Annotated in this window: 14 protein-coding genes and 1 tRNA gene; 6 read left to right on the top strand and 9 right to left on the bottom strand. The window is 55.9% G+C overall.

The genetic code is table 11. The annotated features are described in order from the left end of the window. Positions 1 to 22: 22 nt before the first annotated feature. The gene (locus AC2FLD_RS18750; protein WP_496672333.1) at positions 23 to 2,206 is read right to left on the bottom strand and encodes a transglycosylase domain-containing protein; all 2,184 of its coding nucleotides are present in this window, start codon (positions 2,204 to 2,206) and stop codon (positions 23 to 25) included. Between the two features lie 259 nt (positions 2,207 to 2,465). Here AC2FLD_RS18750 and AC2FLD_RS18745 point away from each other — a divergent pair, with 259 nt between their 5' ends. The 3 genes from AC2FLD_RS18745 to AC2FLD_RS18735 all read left to right on the top strand — a co-directional run bounded on the left by AC2FLD_RS18745 (position 2,466) and on the right by AC2FLD_RS18735 (position 4,851). After that, entirely contained in the window at positions 2,466 to 2,804 is a 339-nt protein-coding gene (locus tag AC2FLD_RS18745) for a P-II family nitrogen regulator (RefSeq protein ID WP_050605615.1), read from the top strand. 33 nt (positions 2,805 to 2,837) lie between these two features. Further along, positions 2,838 to 4,166: an ammonium transporter gene (locus AC2FLD_RS18740; protein ID WP_050605616.1), complete on the top strand. Its 1,329-nt coding sequence runs from the start codon at positions 2,838 to 2,840 to the stop codon at positions 4,164 to 4,166. 178 nt (positions 4,167 to 4,344) lie between these two features. Then, a complete protein-coding gene (locus AC2FLD_RS18735) occupies positions 4,345 to 4,851 on the top strand; it encodes a hypothetical protein (protein ID WP_496672331.1) in 507 nt (168 codons plus the stop codon). 63 nt (positions 4,852 to 4,914) lie between these two features. Here the strand turns inward: AC2FLD_RS18735 and AC2FLD_RS18730 are convergent, their stop codons facing one another. The 4 genes from AC2FLD_RS18730 to AC2FLD_RS18715 all read right to left on the bottom strand — a co-directional run bounded on the left by AC2FLD_RS18730 (position 4,915) and on the right by AC2FLD_RS18715 (position 7,876). After that, complete coding sequence (locus tag AC2FLD_RS18730; RefSeq protein ID WP_496672328.1) at positions 4,915 to 6,099, bottom strand: amino acid aminotransferase; 1,185 nt, start codon at positions 6,097 to 6,099, stop codon at positions 4,915 to 4,917. Continuing rightward, entirely contained in the window at positions 6,099 to 6,953 is an 855-nt protein-coding gene (gene sseA, locus AC2FLD_RS18725) for a 3-mercaptopyruvate sulfurtransferase (RefSeq protein ID WP_050605619.1), read from the bottom strand. The genes AC2FLD_RS18730 and sseA overlap by 1 nt, the downstream gene beginning before the upstream one ends. 93 nt (positions 6,954 to 7,046) lie before the next feature. Then, positions 7,047 to 7,316, bottom strand: coding sequence for a CBU_0592 family membrane protein (locus AC2FLD_RS18720; protein ID WP_050605620.1), 270 nt, complete (start codon positions 7,314 to 7,316; stop codon positions 7,047 to 7,049). Next, on the bottom strand, positions 7,313 to 7,876 hold the full coding sequence (locus tag AC2FLD_RS18715) for a helix-turn-helix domain-containing protein (protein WP_050605638.1): 564 nt from the start codon (positions 7,874 to 7,876) through the stop codon (positions 7,313 to 7,315). The genes AC2FLD_RS18720 and AC2FLD_RS18715 overlap by 4 nt, the downstream gene beginning before the upstream one ends. Before the next feature lie 107 nt (positions 7,877 to 7,983). On the opposite strand from AC2FLD_RS18715, the gene ilvD reads away from it, so the two are divergent. Next, positions 7,984 to 9,816, top strand: a complete 1,833-nt coding sequence (ilvD, locus tag AC2FLD_RS18710; RefSeq protein ID WP_050605621.1) for a dihydroxy-acid dehydratase — start codon at positions 7,984 to 7,986, stop codon at positions 9,814 to 9,816. A gap of 205 nt (positions 9,817 to 10,021) precedes the next feature. Here ilvD and AC2FLD_RS18705 read toward each other — a convergent pair whose 3' ends face one another. Further along, complete coding sequence (locus AC2FLD_RS18705) at positions 10,022 to 10,840, bottom strand: sulfotransferase family protein (RefSeq protein WP_496672325.1); 819 nt, start codon at positions 10,838 to 10,840, stop codon at positions 10,022 to 10,024. Positions 10,841 to 10,983: 143 nt separating this feature from the next. Between AC2FLD_RS18705 and AC2FLD_RS18700 the strand changes: the two genes are divergently transcribed. After that, positions 10,984 to 12,561, top strand: coding sequence for a DUF5928 domain-containing protein (locus tag AC2FLD_RS18700; protein WP_496672322.1), 1,578 nt, complete (start codon positions 10,984 to 10,986; stop codon positions 12,559 to 12,561). 319 nt (positions 12,562 to 12,880) lie between these two features. Next, entirely contained in the window at positions 12,881 to 16,480 is a 3,600-nt protein-coding gene (locus AC2FLD_RS18695) for a flavoprotein (RefSeq protein WP_496672319.1), read from the top strand. Here the strand turns inward: AC2FLD_RS18695 and AC2FLD_RS18690 are convergent. The 3 genes from AC2FLD_RS18690 to AC2FLD_RS18680 all read right to left on the bottom strand — a co-directional run bounded on the left by AC2FLD_RS18690 (position 16,477) and on the right by AC2FLD_RS18680 (position 21,275). Next, positions 16,477 to 17,640, bottom strand: a complete 1,164-nt coding sequence (locus AC2FLD_RS18690) for a hypothetical protein (RefSeq protein ID WP_496672316.1) — start codon at positions 17,638 to 17,640, stop codon at positions 16,477 to 16,479. The genes AC2FLD_RS18695 and AC2FLD_RS18690 overlap by 4 nt on opposite strands. Next, complete coding sequence (locus tag AC2FLD_RS18685; RefSeq protein WP_496672314.1) at positions 17,641 to 20,928, bottom strand: ATP-binding protein; 3,288 nt, start codon at positions 20,926 to 20,928, stop codon at positions 17,641 to 17,643. Positions 20,929 to 21,198: 270 nt separating this feature from the next. After that, positions 21,199 to 21,275, bottom strand: a tRNA-Met gene (locus AC2FLD_RS18680).

The raw sequence follows: 21,275 nt of genomic DNA, 5'->3' as shown, positions 1-21,275 counted from the left end.
GCCCAGTGCACCGCCTTTTTAGTCAATTACCGCCAAAGATATTCTTCAGCAGATTATTGATATCCTTGGCGAAACCGCCTTGCTTGCGGCGCGGTTGCGGCTGCGCGACCTGTACTGGCGGTGTAGGAGCCATCATCGGCAAAGGTGTGGGCGTCATCCCTTCGGTGACACGCAGCATGGTCTCTTGCCAGATTTCGGCAGGCAGCCCGCCCCCGGTTACGCCAGACAATGGCGTGTTGTCGTCATAACCCATCCAGACGCCGGTCACATAATCTGCCGTAAACCCGATAAACCACGCATCCCGCGCGGCCTGAGTTGTCCCGGTTTTGCCCGCCACCTGCCAACCCGGCAGCTTGGCGCGCCCGCCGGTGCCTTCGGACACCACACGCTCCATCATCCAGGTCAGTTGCTTGGCGGCGGAGTCATTGATCACCCGCTCACCAATACCGGTCGTCGTGACCATGACGGGCGTTTCGTCGCCCAACAGTTTCAACTCGGTCAGACCATAGGGCTCAACCGCCGATCCACCGTTCAGGATACCCGCGTAAGCCCCTGTCATCTCAATCAGCGTGCTTTCGGATGCACCCAGTGCCAATGCAGGTCCCTGCGCCAGATCACTGGCGATCCCAAAGCCGCTGGCTATGGTGCGGACGTTATCCAAACCCGAGATCTCGGCCACTTTGACTGCCGGAATGTTCAGAGAGTTTTTCAGCGCATCCGCCAGCGTCACCTGTCCATAGAACTTATTGGTGTAGTTCTTGGGGCACCATTGGCCCGATCCGGGGATGTCCACGCAATAGGGCTCATCCATCACCGTATCCAGCGGAGAATACCCAAGTTCCAGCGCGGTGGCGTAGACAAACGGCTTGAACGACGATCCGGTCTGGCGCAGGGCCTGCGTCGCCCGATTGAACGCACCCGACACACGCGTCTTGCGCCCGCCAACCATGCCGCGCACTGCACCGTCCGCAGACATCACAACGATTGCAGCCTGAGCTTTGGACCCTTCGCGCACTTTTTCCTGAAAGATGTACTTTAGCGCTTCTTCGGCAGAGGTCTGAATGCGCTGATCCAGAGTAGTGCGGATAACCACATCCTCGGTCGTATTGCGGGTAAAGAACTCGGGCCCACTGGCCATGACCCAATCTGCGAAATAGCCGCCCGCTCGCGCAGCGGCAGCGTCTGAAAGTTCAGCAGGTCTTGCACGCGCCTCGCTGGCTTGTGCAGCGGTCAGATAACCTTGATCCTCCATCAGCCCAATCACAAGCCGCGCCCGGTCCTGAGAGCGTTGCAGGTTGTTTGTCGGTGCATAGCGTGTGGGCGCGACCAGCAGACCGGCCAGCATCGCGGCCTCGGCCGGAGAGACTTCGGCTGCGGACTTTCCAAAATAGCGCTGGCTGGCCGCCTCGAACCCGCGCGCACCAGCACCAAGAAAGGCACGGTTCAGGTAGATCGTCAGAACCTCATTCTTGGAGTATTTGACCTCCATCGCCATGGCATAGACGGCTTCCTTGCCCTTGCGCCAAAGTGAGCCCTGACGGCAATCCGCCTCGTACGCCGCCTCTGATTCCCACTCGGTCGGATCATAAGGTTCGCCCAGACACAAAAGTTTCGCGGTCTGCTGCGTGATGGTTGACCCACCATGCCCGGACAAAGGTCCACGCCCTTCGCTCAGGTTGATACGCACAGCGCTGGCGACGCCGCGCGGGCTGACGCCGAAATGTCGATAGAATCGTTTATCCTCGGTCGCGATGACCGCGTTTCTAAGATGCGGCGACACCGTATCCGCCGTGATCACCCCTCCGAACTGATCGCCACGCCACGCAAAAACCTTGCCATCGCGATCCAGCAATGTGACCGAGCCGCGCGCCCGCCCATCCAGCAACGCATCAACGTCAGGCAAAGTGGTGTAGACAACGCCGATTGCCAACGCGATGAGTGCGGCGACAATAGCCCCCACACGCCAGGTCAAACCCCAGATCAGCCCCCAGATCCATCGGAACAGACGGCGAAAAATCCCGCCTCCGTTCCCGCCCGAACGTTTGCGCTTAGTCTTGCGTGTGGTTTTGCGCGTGGCGGTTTTGCGTGCCGTCGATTTCTTGCCGGCGGGTTTCGCAGCCCGCTTCGACGCTGCAGGTTTGCGCGCTTTCGATGGGTATCTTTTGTCCGCGACCAGTTTCGGCTTACGGCGATTGGACTCAGTCATGCTCAAACTCTGCCCGGTTATGCTTTTGCGCCACCATACCCCGGCGACCTGAGTATGTAGAGGTCCGATTTTCCGTAAATTCCCCTCATTAGTCTGCCTGTTTTTTAGTCATATCGCACCATTTGTGCAAAAAATGTGCAACATTGCGCCATTTTGGTGCGCAATAACGACCCCTAACCGTTTCTTACCACGCTCTGTCACGCTCTTTTTCTGCAGGTGCAAACAAACCGGTCCCACCGGACAATCAGAGGGGAAAGATGTGAAACTGATCATTGCGACAATCAAGCCGTTCAAGCTGGAGGAGGTGCGCGTGGCACTGACCGAAGCTGGTGTGCGCGGCATGATGGTGACCGAAATCAAGGGCTTCGGCTCGCAATCCGGTCACACCGAAATCTATCGCGGGGCCGAATACGCCGTGAACTTCGTCCCCAAGATCAAGCTCGAGATCGTGGTGCCTGCGGCAATGGCCGACCAGATCGTCGAGACCATCACCAAAACAGCCAAGACCGGCAAGATCGGCGACGGCAAGATTTTTGTCCTCGATGTCGAGCAGGCCCTGCGCGTGCGAACCGGGGAAACCAACGAGGAAGCGCTGTAAGCGCGGCCACTCACACTCATTCGAGGACTGAAAATGAACCTGATGAAATCTCTCATCCCTGCCGCCGCGATTGTCGCGCTGCCGCAGATGGGTCTTGCGCAAGAGGCCGCTGCAACCGGCGAGACTGCGCAGCACACGCAATATATCCTGACGTCGCTGCTGTTTCTGGTCGGCGGTTTTCTGGTGTTCTGGATGGCCGCGGGCTTTGCCATGCTCGAGGCCGGCCTGGTGCGGTCAAAAAACGTGGCCATGCAGCTGGTCAAGAATATGGGCCTGTTTTCGTTTGCGGCCATCATGTACTGGCTGGTGGGCTTTAACCTGATGTATCCGGGTGATGGCTGGACCATCACAGGCATTCTGGGTGCGTTCTCGCCAACGTCGCTCGAGCCGGTCGGCCTGGACGGTGTCGAAACCGACCTGTCCTATGCATCCGTCGGCTCGGACTTCTTTTTCCAGCTGATGTTCTGCGCCACCACCGCGTCCATCGTATCGGGCACCATGGCCGAGCGCGTCAAACTGTGGCCCTTCTTCTTTTTCGTGATCGTCCTGACCGGCGTCATCTACCCGATTGAAGCGTCCTGGCAGTGGGGCGGCGGCTGGTTGTCCGAGATGGGCTTTAGCGATTTCGCTGGCTCGACTCTGGTACACGCCGCAGGTGGTTTCGCAGCGCTGGCCGGTGCCATCGTACTGGGCCCGCGGATCGGCAAGTACAACAAGGAAGGCAAGGTTGTGCCGATCCCCGGTTCGAACCTGGCACTGGCAACCCTGGGTACGTTCATCCTGTGGCTGGGCTGGTTCGGTTTCAACGGCGGTTCGCAGCTGGCAATGGGTACCATCGGTGACATGGCCGATATCAGCCGCATCTTCGCCAACACCAACATGGCCGCTGCTGCTGGTGCTGTTGCAGCGCTGATCCTGACGCAGGTGATGTATGGCAAGGTCGACCTGACCATGGTGCTGAACGGCGCACTGGCTGGTCTGGTGTCGATCACCGCTGAACCACTGGCCCCGTCGCTGTTCCAGGCCCTGATCATCGGTGCAATCGGTGGTGTTATCGTTGTCCTCACCGTCCCGATGTTGGACCGCATGAAGATTGACGACGTCGTCGGTGCGATCCCGGTTCACCTGATCGCAGGCTTCTGGGGTACCTTCATCGTGGCATGGACCAACAGTGACGCTAACTTTGTGACGCAGATCATCGGCTTCGCGGCCATCGGTATCTTCGTCTTCGCGGTCAGCTTCATCCTCTTCTCGATCCTCAAGGCAACGGTTGGCCTGCGGGTTGGCGAGGAAGAAGAGATCAATGGCCTGGATATGGGTGAGTTGGGTATGGAAGCCTACCCCGAGTTCTCCAAGGGCTAAGTGTAGCCCTCGCGAATTTCACCTCGGGCGACTCTGCCCGAGGTTTTTTATTGCTACCTACACTCAAAAGCGGGTAGATTACCCTGATCTAAAAAAATTAGCAATTTCAAGTGACTACACTCATCAATATGATTTCTCCAGGAAGGTGATTCGATGCCATCTTCGAAAGGAGATTCAAATGACAAAATACGATGACTTGCAAAAGCTCACCTTTGAATACGGTGAACAAACCGGGGTACTTTTGGATGCCGCCAAAAAGCTATCTTACAGAGTAATCGCTGAACTGCCTTCGTATCTTGGTTGTGATGCTTCCAAGGTAAAGGGTGTACCTCCATTTGGTGAGTTCGACCCGAAATCAAACTGCCGAAATATGTGCAGGAGTACATACTACGAGGAAGTTTCCCTTTTAGAGCCCGTAAAATTCGGACTCTGCTTGATGATCGGTAACTTGAAAGATCGTGGTGCCACATGGGTCAGATCTGTGTTGTCGATTTGGATTCAGGGATCAGAATTAATCGTGGAGATTGAGGACACTGGCAAAAAAGTAGTTGTTACGAACAACCCAGAAACGGATTTAAGTATGTTGTTCGATGCAATTTACGACGCCGTCGAGAAAGCGTTCAGTTTAGAACTGCGAGAAGCGACAAGTTCTCAGAACATCGGATTTAGAAAACCAGATATCTAAGACATCAATTGCCCAGTGAACTCACCGCCCACAACTGCGGGCGGTGGATTTCATAATTTGGCTTCAAACCCCGACGTCGACGATCGCCTTGGCTAGAATCGGCACTGTCGTCGCGTTCAGTCCGGCGATGTTCAGGCGGCTGTCGCCGACCATGTAGATGCCGTGTTCGACGCGCAGTTTCTCAACCAGTTCAGGTGTCGCACCCAGACGTGAGAACATACCGCGGTGCTGGGCGATGAAACCAAAACGGTCCGAGCCGCTCAGACGCTGCAATTCGTCGGCCAATTTCTGGCGCAGACCCAGCATGGACAGGCGGACCTCCTCCAGCTCTGCTGCCCAATCCGCGCGCAGGGCCTCATCCATTAGGATGGTCGTCACGACGCGCGCGCCATGATCCGGCGGGAAGGAGTAGTTCTGGCGGTTCAGGAACGCCAGTGTTCCCTGATTCAGAGCGGTTTGACCCGCATCGGCGCTGATCGCCATCAACAAACCAGTGCGCTCACGGTAGATACCGAAATTCTTCGAGCAAGACGCAGCAATCAAGCATTCCTTGACCGAGGACGCGACCAAACGCGCCGCCTGCGCGTCTTCTTCCAGACCGTCGCCAAACCCCTGATAGGCGATGTCGATCATGGCAACGAGGCCCAGATCATTGATCACCTTCACAACTTCTTGCCATTGCACCATGTTCAGGTTGGCGCCGGTAGGGTTGTGGCAACAGCCATGCAGCAGAACCACGTCGCCTGCTTTGGCGGTCTTCAGGTCGGCCATCATGCCGTCAAAGTCAACGCCACGAGTCTCACCGTCGAAATAGCGGTACTGAACCGTCTCCATCCCCAGATAGTTCAGGATCGACAAGTGGTTCGGCCAGGTCGGGTTCGACACGAACACGCGCGCCGAAGGGTTGGCCATCCGGATCATCTCGAAAGCTTGTCGGCAGGCACCGGTGCCGCCCGGTGTCGCCACGGCAGCGATGTTTCCGCGAGAAACCGAAGTACCGAGAATCAGACCGATCATTACATCCGCAAACGCAGGATCGCCCGCCAGACCGGTATAGGCCTTGGATTCCTGCTCTTCCCAGATGCGCTGTTCGGCGGCTTTGACGGCACGCATGACTGGCGTCACGCCTTCGGCATTCTTGTAGACACCCACACCCAGATCGATCTTCTGATCACGCGGGTCTTCGCGGTACATCTGCATCAGCGCCAGGATTTTGTCGGCAGGCTGCGGTTTGAGGTTCTCGAACATCAGTTCTCTCCGGTTGCGACGGGCAGGGTCGGGAAGGCACCCCATTCAGCCCAGGAGCCGTCATAAAGCGAGTGGTCGTTCTTGCCCATGCGTTCAAGCGCAAGGCTGAGGATCGCGGCGGTCACACCAGACCCGCATGAGGTGATCGCCGGTTTCGACAGATCAACGCCAGCGGCTTCAAAAATCGCGCGACAGTCCTCAGGCGATTTCATGGTGCCATTGGCGTTTAACAACTGCCCGAACGGCACGTTGCGTGACCCCGGGATATGGCCTGAACGCAGACCCTCGCGCGGCTCGGCCTGTGTCCCGGCGAAACGCGCAGCCGAACGGGCGTCGATAATTTCATGATCGGCCAGCTTGGCTGCGGCAGAAACTTGCGTGACGTCGCGCACAAGCTGATTTTGCACCCGCACGGTCATGTGGCGATCGCGGATGACCGGAGGCAGATCTTCGATTTCACGTTCCTCGGCTTGCCATTTTGGCAAACCACCATCCAGAACGGCGACATTCTCCTGCCCCATCAGACGGAACAGCCACCAGACGCGTGCTGCCGACATCAACCCAGCGCCGTCATAGACGACCACTTGATGGCCATCACCCACACCCATGGCCCGCAAGCGCGACATGAATTTCTCGACCGGTGGCGCCATATGCGGCAGGTCCGAGCGGTGGTCTGATATTTCATCGATATCGAAGAAACGCGCTCCGGGGATGTGCCCGGCGTCATATTCGGCCTTGGCATCACGGTTTTGCGCGGGCAAATACCAAGACCCGTCCAGAATCCGCAGATCCGGGTCCTTCATATGCGCGGCCAGCCATTCGGTAGATACGAGGGTTTTCGGATCGTCCTGCATCAAAGCCTCCCCTAAGCGAGCTTGATTTTTCCCTATACCCGGCAGCATAGGGGTTCAAGACTGGATAGCGCTAGCGTCGGTTAACCGCTGGATTTATCCCGCCCGGCGCAGGCGGAAATGCTGAATGATCCCTACAATACTGATCAGGATCCAGAACCCTTCGATCAGCATCGAGGCCAGATTGAAGTTTTGCAGCAGGGAAAAGACGATAAGGACCGAGCCCAGCAGGTTGACCACTGGAAAAGCGAGGTCGTCAGAATTCATCATCCGCATCTGCGTTGCAAAATACGCGGCAACCACGATCAGGGCCCCAAACGAGCCAATGGCGTCCACGATGGTCAAACTGTTGAAAAACGCGGTCATGAAATGTCCCTGCCGTTCTCAAAAAACTCAGTGTGCTGCGCGTAGTGGTGCATGTTCAGAAAAGCCGCCCCTTGCGAGCCCGCGCGATAGCCATGTGGGATATCCGCAGCAAACCGCAATCCTTGCCCGGCCTTTAAAGAAACCCATTCCTCATCGCGAAGGATTTCCAATGTACCACTGAGAACAAAAACCTCTTCTGTCACGCCTGCCGCATGTGCCGGCGACTCATGGCTCTGGTTTGGGGTAAGGCTGACGTGGAAAGTTTCGGCCCCCAGTGCAGGGTCAAAAGGGAAGACGATCTTGACTTCGATACTTCCGGGGAAGGTCACGGTTTGAAAGACCGACGGATCGCCTTGCATAGTGTCGATCAGCGCGCTCAGCGGCACCTGAAACCCTTTGGCGATTTTCCAGAGCGTTGCAATCGTCGGGCTGGATTCGCCCCGCTCAATCTGACCCAGCATGGCTTTGCTGACGCCTGTCAGCTCGGCCACCTTGGACAGACTCAACCCCGATGCGGCTCGCACGTCCCGAAGTTTCAGTGTAATTTCATCCGGTGCCATATCATCATCTTTCGAATCCTCTTGTGCGTTATAGCGCACATGTGGTACGTGCGCTATAACGTACACACCCCAAGACATGCAACCCGAGGCAATAGGGAAACAGCATCATGCCATTGTACCGATCAAGAACCTCTACTCATGGCCGCAACATGGCCGGTGCACGCGGATTGTGGCGTGCCACAGGCATGGGAGATGACGATTTCGGCAAGCCGATCATTGCCATCGTCAACTCGTTCACGCAATTCGTGCCGGGCCATGTCCACCTAAAGGATCTGGGCCAGATGGTGGCGCGCGAGGTTGAGGCCGCTGGTGGTGTTGCAAAAGAATTCAACACCATCGCGGTGGATGACGGTATCGCCATGGGCCATGACGGAATGCTGTATTCGCTGCCTTCGCGTGAGGTGATCGCGGATTCGGTTGAATATATGGTCAACGCGCACTGTGCGGATGCGATGGTCTGTATCTCGAACTGTGACAAGATCACCCCGGGGATGTTGATGGCTGCCATGCGCCTGAACATCCCGGCGATCTTTGTGTCCGGTGGACCGATGGAGGCCGGCAAGATCGATATTGCCGATCTGGATGCCAAGAAGATCGACCTTGTGGACGCTATGGTTGCCGCTGCAGACGACAAGTTCACCGACGAGCAGGTTCAACACATCGAAGAAAATGCCTGCCCGACCTGCGGGTCATGCTCGGGCATGTTCACTGCCAACTCGATGAACTGTCTGGCCGAAGCGCTGGGTCTGGCACTGCCGGGCAATGGCTCGACACTGGCAACACATGCCGACCGCAAAGAGCTGTTCCTGGAAGCGGGTCGCCGCATCGTAGAGATCACCAAACGGCATTACGATCTGGACGAAAAAGGCTTCCTGCCGCGTGAGATCGCAACATTCGACGCGTTCCAGAACGCCATGAGCCTGGACATCGCCATGGGCGGGTCGACCAACACTGTGCTTCATCTGCTGGCCATCGCGCATGAGGGCGAAGTGGATTTCACCATGTCCGACATGGACCACCTTAGCCGTCGCGTGCCTTGCCTGTGTAAAGTTGCGCCAAACACCGAGAATGTGCATATGGAAGATGTCCACCGCGCGGGCGGCATCTTCTCGATCCTGGGTGAACTCAGCCGTGCGGGTCTGTTGCATGAAGACTGCAGTACGGTGCATTCCGCCACAATGGGTGAAGCGATTGCTAACTGGGACATCAAGGTCGCCAATAACCCGAAGGCGCAAGAGTTGTTCAAGGCCGCCCCCGGCGGCGTCCGCACCACGCAGGCGTTCAGCCAGTCAAACCGGTTCAAAGAATTGGATACCGACCGCGAAGGCGGTGTAATCCGGTCAAAAGAGCACGCTTTCAGCCAAGATGGCGGTCTGGCAGTTCTGTTTGGCAATATCGCTCGTGATGGTTGTATCGTGAAAACCGCTGGCGTGGATGCCAATATCCTGCAATTCACCGGCTCAGCTTATGTGTGCGAAAGCCAGGATCAGGCGGTCAACGACATTCTCACCGGCAAGGTGAAAGAGGGTGACGTGGTGGTGATCCGCTATGAAGGCCCGCGTGGCGGTCCGGGGATGCAGGAAATGCTGTATCCAACCTCTTATTTGAAGTCCAAAGGGCTTGGCAAAGCCTGCGCCCTGCTGACCGATGGTCGGTTCTCGGGCGGCACATCCGGGCTTTCGATTGGCCACGTTTCACCCGAAGCAGCCGAAGGTGGTGAGATCGGTCTGGTACAGAACGGCGATAAAATCGAGATCGATATCCCGAGCCGCACCATACATCTAGCCGTCTCAGATGAAGAGCTTGCCGCCCGGCGCGAAGTACAGGACGCAAAAGGCTGGGTGCCTGCCGCGCCGCGCAAACGCAAGGTGTCCACTGCGCTCAAAGCCTATGCCAAGCTGACCACCAGCGCAGCAAAAGGGGCTGTACGCCAAGTCTGACCCGATACGTGACCGGTCTGCTGATGCAGCGGACCGGTAAGTCGACCGCGCACAGACGCCTCCGCATCCAAATCGCACCATCAGCTTCGCCGATGTCACGTTTGGCCTTGGGCCCGGCGCTGCGCAAAAGCGCGGCGCCGGGCCCAACCAGAGGAAATGTTTCGCAAAAAATATTGACGATGGGCGGGAGTATCCTGCACCGCAGTCAGTCACCGAGTTTGGCGTGAATCTCATCCAGATCGATTTCGCCGATCGGCATCTTGTTGGCTGGGTTTTCGAAATCGTATTTGAACAGCTCGAAATCCTGCTTGTAGATCTCATAGACCAGATGCATTGACAGATCGTCGAAGTAATCCGCGACCGGGTGCGCACGCTTTGGTCCATGGCCTTCGGACTCATTGAAACGTGGGATTTCTGACAAGGAAACTGAATGCTTCAGTTCGATATTGTCCAGAACATCCTGCATCCCGTCATTGAACGCTTCGGTCCAGAAAATCCGATCATAGTGACCGCCGTTCACGATGAAAGTAGACACATGGCCTGACATTGCAGACCAGTGAATGTCCGGATCCATCGGGCGCCGCCACCGGATCGTGTCACGCGCAAACAGCAGGAACCGGCGGAAGCTGGCGATCTGGTCAAACTCTCCTTTGCCGTCATCACCGCCCACTTCGATTCCATAGTTGTAGATCAGCGTCGGCACCAGATTACCCCGATACCGCTTACCGTTGCGCTGGATGCCGCAGATTTTGTCAAAAAACGAACTTAGGATGCGTGTGTAGGGATTGCGCACACAGGTGAAAGAGTACGAGGCATGACTGCGCACGTTGTTGGTAATCAGACCCTGACTCTGGTCAAAAGCCCATTTGTGCATTCCATCCTTGGCATCGTGGATGTCACCTTCAAAAAACTGACCGTGATCCGAGTAATACATGATCTGACCAATGGTCGAGCACGCGCATTTGGGCACCACACGGTACACCATGCTTTCACTCTCGGTCATCCAGGTACCGGGAAAACCCATCTGCTGCGCCTCCTTCGCTGATCAGGTATCGATCCGATACGCCAGCGTTTGGTAACAAAGAACCAAAATTATTCTGTTTATTCAATCGCGCATCCTCAGTATCACGGTTGAAACCGGGCAGAAACGGAAATTACGTAAACTCAATGGCAAAGATTGCCTACATATTGCTGTGCCATAAGGATCCCAAGGCCATCGTCGCACAGGCTGAACAGCTGACCGCAGCGGGCGATTGCATGGCGATCCATTTCGACGCGCGCGCAAACTCTGACGCCTATGACCAGATCCGCAGCGCGTTGCGCGACAATCCCAACGTGGTTTTTGCCAACAAGCGCATCAAATGCGGGTGGGGAGAGTGGTCGCTGGTGCAGGCTACGCTGAACGCCCTGAATGCCGCGGTCGAGGCGTTCCCCCGCGCCACGCATTTCTACATGCTGTCTGGTGACTGCATGGCCATCAAAACGGCAGAATATACTCACCGTTTTCTGGATGATCGCGACAAGGATTTTGTAGAAAGCCACGATTTCTTTGAAAGCAACTGGATCAAGACCGGTATGAAAGAAGACCGGCTGATCTATCGCCACCATTTCAACGAACGCACGCAGCCCAAATTATTTTACACCGCCTATGAGATGCAGAGGCGGTTTGGCCTGACGCGGGATATTCCCGAAGATCTGCAGATCATGATCGGCAGCCAATGGTGGTGTCTGCGCCGCCGCACCGTTGAGATGATCCTGGAGTTTCTGCGCCAGCGACGGGATGTAGTCCGATTTTTCTCAACCACATGGATTCCAGATGAAACCTTTTTTCAGACACTGGTGCGCCACCTGATTCCGAAAGATGAGATCGAAAACCGTACACCGACTTTCCTGATGTTTTCAGACTATGGAATGCCGGTCACATTCTACAACGATCACTATGACATGCTTTTGGGGCAGGATTACCTGTTTGCCCGAAAGATCAGCCCCGAAGCGCATGAGTTGAAGGAACGCCTGGGATCGCTTTATGCCAGTGAGGGCATCGAATTTCCGGTCTCGAATGAAGGGCCTAACCTGTATGCGTTTCTTGCCGGGCGCGGACGCATTGGCCGCCGCTTCGGGCAACGGTTCTGGGAGGCCGGGTGCACACTAGGCCCCCAGCAGGAGCTTTTCGTCATTGTCTGCAAGAAGTGGCACGTTGCCAAACGGCTGGTCGATCAGATCGCGGCCGAAACCGATATCCCTTGTGTTGAATACCTGTTTAACGAAGAAGATACGCGGATGCCCGATCTGGGCGGGATAGAAACGAGTTTGGCCAAACGTTCGCGTCACAGACGGGCCGTCGTGCGATTGCTGTTTGACAGTTTCGGGTCGGATCAGCTGGTTCTGTGTCTCGACCCCGCCAATCTTGATGTCCTCGAGGACTTTTGCGGCGATCAGGCCAAGACACATGTGCTGGAAATCGAATGCGAATACTCGGACGAATATCTGATTGGCCATGCCCGTCGCGTTGGGCTGGCCGGGGAAAACAGCCCGGCGGAAACCGTGGCACAGCTGGTGCCGACGCTGCGCAATGATCTGAGCTTTGAATCGCAACAAATCCGGGCTGCGGAGCTTAAGAACTACGTACGCCTGAGGGAAACGGCCCAGCTCAGCGAAAACGAGGCCGTCATCGCCAGATTTCTTGGCGTGAGTCAGGAAAAGGCCAGCGCCGTGATGCGCCTGGATTACCTGTTCCTCGATTAAACGGGAAACTGGCGCCATGCCGGCAGCGCATGGACCCTCTTTGCTATGCGCAACGCGCTCTGGCTCGACCCGTTTCTGCCCCAATCATTGGCACCTCACCGATCGACCTCACTGTATTCGTGATTTTTGCCCAAAAGTCGGATATTGTGCCGCCAATTAGGCCGATTTGTTTATACTTTTTCGATCAACAGATCAGTCTCGACCAGTGAAAAGGCGCCGAGCCGGGCGATTTTTGTATCGTGAAGATCAATACCCGCTTGGGGAAACACGGTCATTTTTCTGGTCGAAATTTGAAACGCAACTCCGGGGGGACACAGTTGTGACCATAGATCAAATTGCCAATGCCAGATCATACATCCCAAATGACGCAGACTGGAGCCTGATTTACAAGGTTTTGCCAGGCGACGCCGCAGTAGCAGACCCTGCTGTCATCAATCCTCATTTCGAGTTTTTCGAAGCGACTGGTAACACTGTGTTGCCCGCGAAAGGCATGTATGTTGTGCTGCGCGGCGTGGTTCAATTGCGTCAGGATGGGGACCCTCTGGCCAGCGCAGATGTAGGCGATTACTTCTACGAAGAACATCTTCAGATTTCGGATATCCCCGTCAGCCTGGAAGCGCTTGCACTGGACGGTACCTGTCTGGCCTATCTATCCAGCAAGAATTGGCGGAAGATACCGGAAGAGGTGCGCAAACCCTGTTTCGCCACGATGTTCGGGGACCTGGTCAGTGTCCAGTTGCAGAACTTCCAACAGCCAATCAACTGCTGCAGCGTGACGGCAGCGGCACTCAGCATGTCGGCTCTGGGGTTCAGTTGCGAGGTGAATGACATCTTCCGCGAATGCGCGCTGCCTTCGTCCTTTGTGGTGAATGACGGAATCTCGCTGGGTGAGTTGTTTGATGTCGCCTGCACCTACATTCACTCGCAAGGGCTTCGAGACCGAGTTCAGGTTCAGGCCTATTTCATGGATGGAGACACGACCAGTGTGCCGCTTTTGCTTGAGGCGATCGACGAATCCAATCGGCTGGGTGGAGACAACGACATTCTGGTGGCGAATTTTCAGGTTGGTGTTGCCCATGGCAAAGAAAACATGCCGGGCGGGCATTTTGCCGTCATCGCCAAATGCAACCCAAGCACCGGTCTGGTCCACATGATGGATGTGCACCCCGAAAAATACGGCAAGCTTTGGGTGACAACTGTCGAGCGGCTTTGGAAAGCGATGTCGGATCGGGACGGAACCTCGATGCGGTCGCGCGGCATATTGCGGTTTTCGGCACGTGCTGCGGTCAAAACCCATCTGAAGACATTCAAGCAGCGGTGCAACTACGTCGACAGCACACTCTATCTGGCGAAAGACCCAAAGAAACGCCGCAACCTGTTCCGCCGGGCCACGCCCAACATGAACTCACTTGGCGTGTTGGCAGAAAGCTTGGCCATTCACGGCGACAACCGCGTGGACGAGGACGAGCTGCTAAGGGCGACCGAGGCGTCGTTCACGGAGGCTGTCAGCCGAGTCGCCACCGCAAAAGACATGCACGAGATGGCGGAAAAATACCTCAGCCAGTCCGAGAACGTGCATCTTGGCAGTACGTTCCAAAGCTTTGCGACGCGCAAGGATACATCGATCCAAACCCCGCAGGATTGGTTCAAGGCACAGCTCAAAAGCCTGAACGCCAAAAAAGATCGTCACCTGATGATTAATATCGACTTCAATCGCGTCACCGGGATCGATGCGATCTGTCCGCCGGACAACGTTTATCGGGAAACTGCACTGCTGGAAGAGTTCTGGTGTCTCTGCATTGCTTACGACGAGGACAAAGACGTTGTCACCATAGTCGACATGAGCCCCGCGACATCGCAGGTCTGGCAGGCACCGCGCGGCAACATTTTCCGCGGTCTGCGCGATCTGGAAGACCCCGCATTGGTGATGATCGAAGAGATCGACCCACCCGAAGACCCAAGCGATGTTGCCAGTATCATCAAGCACAATAAGATGGTTCTGTTCTACGAAGATGAGGACCCCTGGTCCTACATGCTGCGCAGCGTTCTTTCGAATATCGGGGCAACAACCGTCAAGCAGATCGATGTGGGTGGACGCGATCCCAATATGATCAGGATGCGGCGGCAATTGGTGACACTCGGCGAAAGACCAGATCCGCCATATTTGTTTTTCAAAGGCGGGTGCATCAGCAAAAGCGATGAGCTGGAAGACATTGTGGACATGATCAGGGCCGGTGAATTGCAGGCTAAGATGCGCAAGGAAGGGCTGCCTGTATCAGAGCTGAATGAGACCCCAAGCCTTGAAAAGAACCCGTTCGGCTATCCCAAAGGAGTTATGAATCAGGTCAACGCCGGCAAGCGAAACGTATTGCTCTGCGCTTGCGGGTCGTCGGCGGCAGACAAAATCCCGGAACTCGTCGAACGCATCGTCGATGCAGGGCATAACGTGAAACTGATCCCCTCCGTCTCGGCCGAGAAGTTTTTTCGCGATTTCGGGGCCGAGCGGATCGACGCCAAGATCACCCATCATGACTATTATCGCGACGATGATGAGTGGAATTTCCGCTACCTGAAATTTGACATGCCGGTGCGGGCATCGCATCTGGCGCTGTGCGACTGGGCCGATTGCGTCATCGTGGCCCCCATCACCTGCAACACGATGGGCAAAGTAGCCAACGGTATCGCCGACAACCTTCTGACCTCGGTCTTTGTGGCGTGGCAGTATCAGAAGAAACCGGTGATCCTTTGCCCCGCCTGCAACACGAACATGTGGAACAACATCACGACCCAGAACAATGTCGACAAGCTGAAAACACTGGGTGTTGATTTCATCGGGCCGCGCGAAGGTCGCCTGTCAAACGGCCGGATGGGTATCGGCATGATGGCAACTCCGGACCAGGTCATGGAAGCTTTGGCGGACGCCTTCGAGGAGTTGGACGATCAAAAATATCGCGTCTGCAAATGGGCGCGCGAAGCTGCCGCCGCCGATGACATCAACGAATGGAAACGCGTGTTCCGCGCCATCGACGAAGAGATCGTCGGCGTCAACATCGTGGACGAAGCCCATGGCGATTCCCTGCTGCACTATGCAGCCGGTGGTGAAGGTGAGCTGAACGAAAGCGGCCATGATCTGGGCAAGCCGGATTATGAAGCTGCTCAGGACCTGATCGATCGTGATATCGACGTCAACATTGTCAACGATCACGGGTTCACGGCGTTGCATGTGGCGGTGATGAACAAAGCACCCAAGATGGTGGAAATCCTGCTTGGGGCTGAAGGCATGGATGCGACCTCGTGCATCGAATTTGTTCAGGGCATGAAGATCGAACCCGAAATCCGAACCATGCTGGATACCTGGGCACACGATCACAACCTGAATATGACAGGTGCCGAACAAGGGCGCGACGAAAGCTTTGTGGCTGTCAACGAACCCACGTACCTGTACTTCACCTACGGATCACTGAAGCAGGGGTTTCCCAATCATGACGCCCACAGCAAAGTTTTGAACGACTTCGTAGGAACGGCGCGCACCCGGCAACCGATGCCCCTGATTGTCCCGAAAGAGCCGTTCTGCGACAATCCGAACTGTGGATACTTGCACCGCATGGCCACGCTTGTGGATCAGCAGGGAATGGGCAAACAGGTGAGTGGAGAGGTCTATCGGGTGACACAATCCGGCCTGCGCGAACTTGACAAGCTAGAGGGGTATCACGGCCCCAACTCGACCGAAAACGTGTATTTCCGCAAGAAAATCAACGTTGTTGTGAACGGCGTGATGAAGCCCGCATACGCCTATGTGATCGCGGATTCGGAAAAATATCTGAAGAACTTGCGCGATGGCACGTCAGAGATGGTCAACAACTACACGTTGGACATGGCGCAGGGCGAGCCCAAACCGGGGTTTGAACCCGTGGCCTAACTGTCTTGTGTGCTGATCGGTGGCGGTTCGTGGCTTTCCTTCAGGCTAAGATTATACGCCGTGATCGCCACCATGCACAGCAACACAAACGGCCAGAAGCTGGCCTTGGGAAACAGGTTGTCCCGGTAATGGATGAACCGAAGCGACGGCACCGCTTCGGATGCGAAGAGGTAGGTGTTGATCGATACCACCAGCAGCATGAAATACATCAGGAAAAAGAACGACTCCATGTAGATCACGGGTGAGCCCGCAAACCCTTCGCGCAGTTGCACATGCGCCAGCAGGATCACAAAGAACAAAACCGAACAGGTGCCGATCACACTGGACGTGCTGAAATCATGCCGCTCGATCAAGCCCTCACGGCGGGTGACGGTCATGACTGCCCCAAACAGCAACATCATCACAACGATCAGAGGAACCATATGCACGATAAATGCATTGCTAAAATTGCGTTTGATGACGAAGTTATAATGCAGCTCGGGCGCGTTGGTTTGATACGCATTCTGGCCGATGCCCAGCGTCGTATCCAGATTTGACAGCTTATAGTCGAAATAGGTGTTTTCCCGTTCCCAGGTGCCCATCACGATTTGATTGTCGATCCCAAAAATATCGTCTGGCCCGGTCGCTGGATATGACTCGAAATCGGGAACCAACGCGACGGCGTCTTCAAATGAGGACGGCCAGAACCGCACCCAGACCGTTTTGTGATCAAAAGGGTAACTTGTGTAATCAAAGCTCTGGCGCAGGGTTTGTTCGAAATACCACCCAATCAAAACACCGTCAGATTGCGGCAGCCGATACGCCTCGGCAAACAGACCATTTGCAGTGTCCACCGCTTCGGGCAAAAGAAATCCAACCTCACCCTCGGCCGGGGTAATCTTGTCATGCACGCCCGTCTCATAGTGCTGCCAGATATAGCCCGTGACCTGAACATCACTGGCGCCCAGAAAGCTGAACGACTTTAAGAAAATTCCGGTCCGCACAAAATAGTCCGGGGCCACATCCAGCTTACCCAGGTATGAGTCCACCGCGGCTTGATCCGGCAATTGTGTCGGATCGCCCTCGAAATGGTTCAATTCGATCCAGAGTTTCAGCAAAAGACCCGCCAGCCCAAAGGTCAGCAGGCCAGAGATAAGCCAGACCTTCTTCTCGACGCTCATTCAACCTCCCGCCTGTTCGGTCAGAAAATCAACGCGTCCCAGCAGGGACTGGGTGATGCCCATTTCGGCAAACTCGGCTTGAAGGTTGGCAAAGCTCTCGCTTTGGGTCGGCGCGATACCCATTTGTCCGCATTTAGCCAGAAAACGCGTTTGCCGGATGGACAGGTCGACCATTGGCAAAGGCTCCCCTGCCGTAAATGCCGCCAGCCCATCCGCATAATCATTTGCCGCTTGCCAATCACCTCGCCCCAACATGACTGCACTGGCATCGGTATAAAAATGCAAATGGCTATGGCCGACACACCCTTCCGCGATGATCTCGGCCCCCAAATTCAACAGGCGCATTTGCTCATCCGGGTCGGTTTCGGCCATCGCCAGCGCCGACAACGCCTTGGGCCCTACAAAGTTCCGCCCATGTTCCAACGCAATCTCAACTGCCTGACGACCCGTTTCCAAAGCTTGGTCCATTTGCCCGGCATAAACCTGCGTGCGGGCCAGATGTTCCAGCGCCTGCGCCTCAAGCCGTTTTGCGCCCACACGCTCTGCAATCTCGGACGAAACCCGGAACGCCTCAAGCGCCCGATCAAGATCGCCTAGAAAGGTTTCGGCCACACCCAGGCAGGTCTGAGCCACACATTCGGGCACGAAAGCAAAATACTTCTGCGAAACTTCGATGGCTTCAGTTGCGTCTGCGCGCCCTTGCCCGACATCCCCCGTGTAACTGCGCGCAACACTCAGGTTGTGCAAATTGGCCGCCAGATCCCGAACCAGTCCTTTTTCACGCGCCCGATCAACAGCTTGCGTGTAAAAACCGGTCGCAGTCCTCATGGTGGCCTTCATGAAATTGGCATCACCAAACCCGCTGAGCGCACCCACTTCGAGGCGTACAGAATCCAGTTTGCGGGCCAGAGTAAGCGCGCGCTCATTCGCACTCAAGGCTTCCTTGTCACGGCCCAAGGGGAAATACACATTGCCGCGTACATAGTTGATCTGGGCCACATCCCGTTCGGACCCAGCACGCTCAGCCGCAGCTTCAGCCGTATCCAGCGCCTTGAGCGCGTCCTGATACAGGCTGGCCTGCCGCGCAGCCTGCGCAAGGCCAATATGTGCCCGGCTGATTTGCTCATCCGTTTCTGCAAGGTGTGCCGCGTCCCTGAATTCCTGCAAGGCTGCGTTGGACAAGCCCTGCAACCGATGTGTCTCACCCCGTGCGCAAAGCAGGTCAAACCGCACGCCAGCAGGCGAGGGCAGTTCCAGAGCACGTTCGATCAAGGGGCTTGCATCGTCAAACCGAAACGCGTGGATCAGCTTATCGGCCGCAGCCAGATAGGCTTGTGCTGCATTGTTGGCCCCCGCCCGGTCCAAATGTTGTGCGCGCAGGGTTGCATCACGATCTTCGAACCATTTGGCCGCCTGGCGATGCAGGCGCGCGCGTTCGGATTTGACCAGAGTGGCATAAGACCCGTCCCGGATCAGCGCGTGGGCAAACATCAGGTCGGCCCCGGCTTCTCGGATCAGGGCCGAGCGAATCAAATTTGTCGTGTCCAGATGGCCCTCGCCGAGAAGGAAGTTCAGAACCTCGGCCGAGAATCTCTGCCCCAGCACTGACGCCGCCTGAATAGCGGTCCGACTGGTGCGGTCCAGCGCATCCAAACGCGACTGAACTATGCCTTGAATGCTTCCGGGCACGGTTTCCTGCTTGAGTACATCGATGTTGCGCAACAACTGTTCCAGAAACAACGGGTTACCGCCCGCACGTTTGACGCATGTGTCCAACAGCTCGGGATCAATGGCCGTAAATTCCTCGACCAATTGCCGCGCCTGGTCTTCCCCCATCGGGGCCAATTCCAACTTGGACACAAGCGCGCCATCCGTGGCCATTTGCCAGTCTCGGTCGATCGGGTCCCCTTCGACCCGACTGGTCATCATCAAGACACAAGGGATTTGCCGCGTTGCCGCTGCCATATGTGCGCAGGCCGAGAGAATGTCGGGTGACGCCCAGTGGATATCTTCAATCTGAATCAGCAGAGGCGTGTCCTGACTGCGCGCCAACAGCAACTCATCAATGACCTGCCTGCGTCCACGCAGCCGGGTCTTGTTGTCCATAACGGCATAGACCTCAGCCAAGCCAGGATCCTGCTCAAGCTCAAGCAATGCATTAAGATGCGCCGCGTTCGACGGGCTGATCCACCCGTTGGCTATCGCATCTTGCGCCACGGCTGCACCTGTTTCCGCTCCATCCGATGGGTCAAGGCCCAGAATGCTGCGGGCCAAGGACTGAATGGCAGAGTGCCCCTCGCGTGCTCCGAAATCCATGACCACGCCATTATGGATCGAATAGGACAAGCTTTTAGCCAGTTCAGCCACCTGTTCGGACAAATGCGTCTTGCCGATCCCGGGCTCGCCCAGAACCACATGAACCTCGCCTTCTCCGTGTCGTTTGCACCGATCAAACGTTGCCGAAAACAACGAAATCTCACGATCGCGCCCGATGAACTTGTGACGTCTTGTCCGAATGTTCCGGGCCAAACGGTCCAGGCGCCAGACTTCGACAGGTTCGTTCAAACCCTTGATAGCCTGTACTCCGATTGACTCCCCCACGAATAGGGGTCCCAAAGCGCGCTGAATATCGTGAGAAACCAGCGTTTCACTGCCCTTGGAGATATCGGTCAAGCGCGAGGCCAAATTCACCCCATCTCCGGTGACGGTGTATTCCGTGTGCGTTTCGCTTCCGGTTGAGCTGGCAATGACCTGACCAGACGCAATACCGATGTGACAGGAAAGTGGAGGTGTCAGTGTTGGCAATACCGCATGTATCTCGGCCGCCGCCCTGGCCGCCCGTTCTGTATCGTTGGTATGCGAGATTGGTGCGCCAAAGACCGCCATGACCGCGTCGCCAATATGTTTGTCGATACGCCCACCAAATTTCTCAACCACGTTGTCCACTTTGCCAAAGAACTGATTGAGCAATGCGTGCAAGTCCTCGGCATCCAACTCGCTGGACATTTTTGTAAACCCCGTGAGGTCGACAAACATCACAGTGACCTGTCGTCGCGCGGGTTCAATTTGTTCAGAGGTTTCAGACGCCTCGGATGTTTCCGTTACATCCAGTTTTTCAATAGCGCGCAGCAACCGCCGACGATCCCCGACTGCAGTTACTCCGATTTCAATAAGATCTTCAGCCGTCAAATCTGGCAGAATGGAAAAATCGATCTTGTTGTCTAAGAAGGCTTGCGCGTAGTCAGACAATCCTATTGCGCTTAGCCACTTGCTCAGGTCCTGAGACATGTCGCCCCTCTGAAGTCCCCCTACTTCAAAGGTGAACCTAGCACGGGTTTTGAGTTTGAGTCTTCAAAAACCAAATTAATTGAAAATATGCACAAGTTTAACTCAAAAAGTCTTTTGCAAGATTTTTCTGCTCCTGCCTCGGGTTGCGCATTCACCACAGGGATTTTCCGCATCCGTCCTGATGCTTCCGTAGTGCTTCCATCGCCATCGCGACAACGCAAAACATCGCTCTTAGGCGGTGTGTAACGTATTGATTTATTATAGTATTTTTGGTTGCGGGAGTAGGATTTGAACCTACGACCTTCAGGTTATGAGCCTGACGAGCTACCGGGCTGCTCCATCCCGCG

It is taken from the genome of Ruegeria sp. CDSA021, assembly GCF_059612325.1.
This window is presented reverse-complemented; position numbering and strand designations above follow the sequence as displayed.

Excerpts from the sequence above, each read along its gene's own strand:
- AC2FLD_RS18720 (WP_050605620.1), bottom strand. The coding sequence starts at position 7,316 with ATGACCGCGTTTTTCAACAGTTTGACCATCGTGGACGCCATTGGCTCG.
- AC2FLD_RS18690 (WP_496672316.1), bottom strand. The coding sequence starts at position 17,640 with ATGAGCGTCGAGAAGAAGGTCTGGCTTATCTCTGGCCTGCTGACCTTT.
- ilvD (WP_050605621.1), top strand. The coding sequence starts at position 7,984 with ATGCCATTGTACCGATCAAGAACCTCTACTCATGGCCGCAACATGGCC.
- AC2FLD_RS18700 (WP_496672322.1), top strand. The coding sequence starts at position 10,984 with ATGGCAAAGATTGCCTACATATTGCTGTGCCATAAGGATCCCAAGGCC.
- AC2FLD_RS18740 (WP_050605616.1), top strand. The coding sequence starts at position 2,838 with ATGAACCTGATGAAATCTCTCATCCCTGCCGCCGCGATTGTCGCGCTG.
- AC2FLD_RS18685 (WP_496672314.1), bottom strand. The coding sequence starts at position 20,928 with ATGTCTCAGGACCTGAGCAAGTGGCTAAGCGCAATAGGATTGTCTGAC.
- AC2FLD_RS18705 (WP_496672325.1), bottom strand. The coding sequence starts at position 10,840 with ATGGGTTTTCCCGGTACCTGGATGACCGAGAGTGAAAGCATGGTGTAC.
- AC2FLD_RS18730 (WP_496672328.1), bottom strand. The coding sequence starts at position 6,099 with ATGTTCGAGAACCTCAAACCGCAGCCTGCCGACAAAATCCTGGCGCTG.
- sseA (WP_050605619.1), bottom strand. The coding sequence starts at position 6,953 with ATGCAGGACGATCCGAAAACCCTCGTATCTACCGAATGGCTGGCCGCG.
- AC2FLD_RS18735 (WP_496672331.1), top strand. The coding sequence starts at position 4,345 with ATGACAAAATACGATGACTTGCAAAAGCTCACCTTTGAATACGGTGAA.
- AC2FLD_RS18715 (WP_050605638.1), bottom strand. The coding sequence starts at position 7,876 with ATGGCACCGGATGAAATTACACTGAAACTTCGGGACGTGCGAGCCGCA.
- AC2FLD_RS18750 (WP_496672333.1), bottom strand. The coding sequence starts at position 2,206 with ATGACTGAGTCCAATCGCCGTAAGCCGAAACTGGTCGCGGACAAAAGA.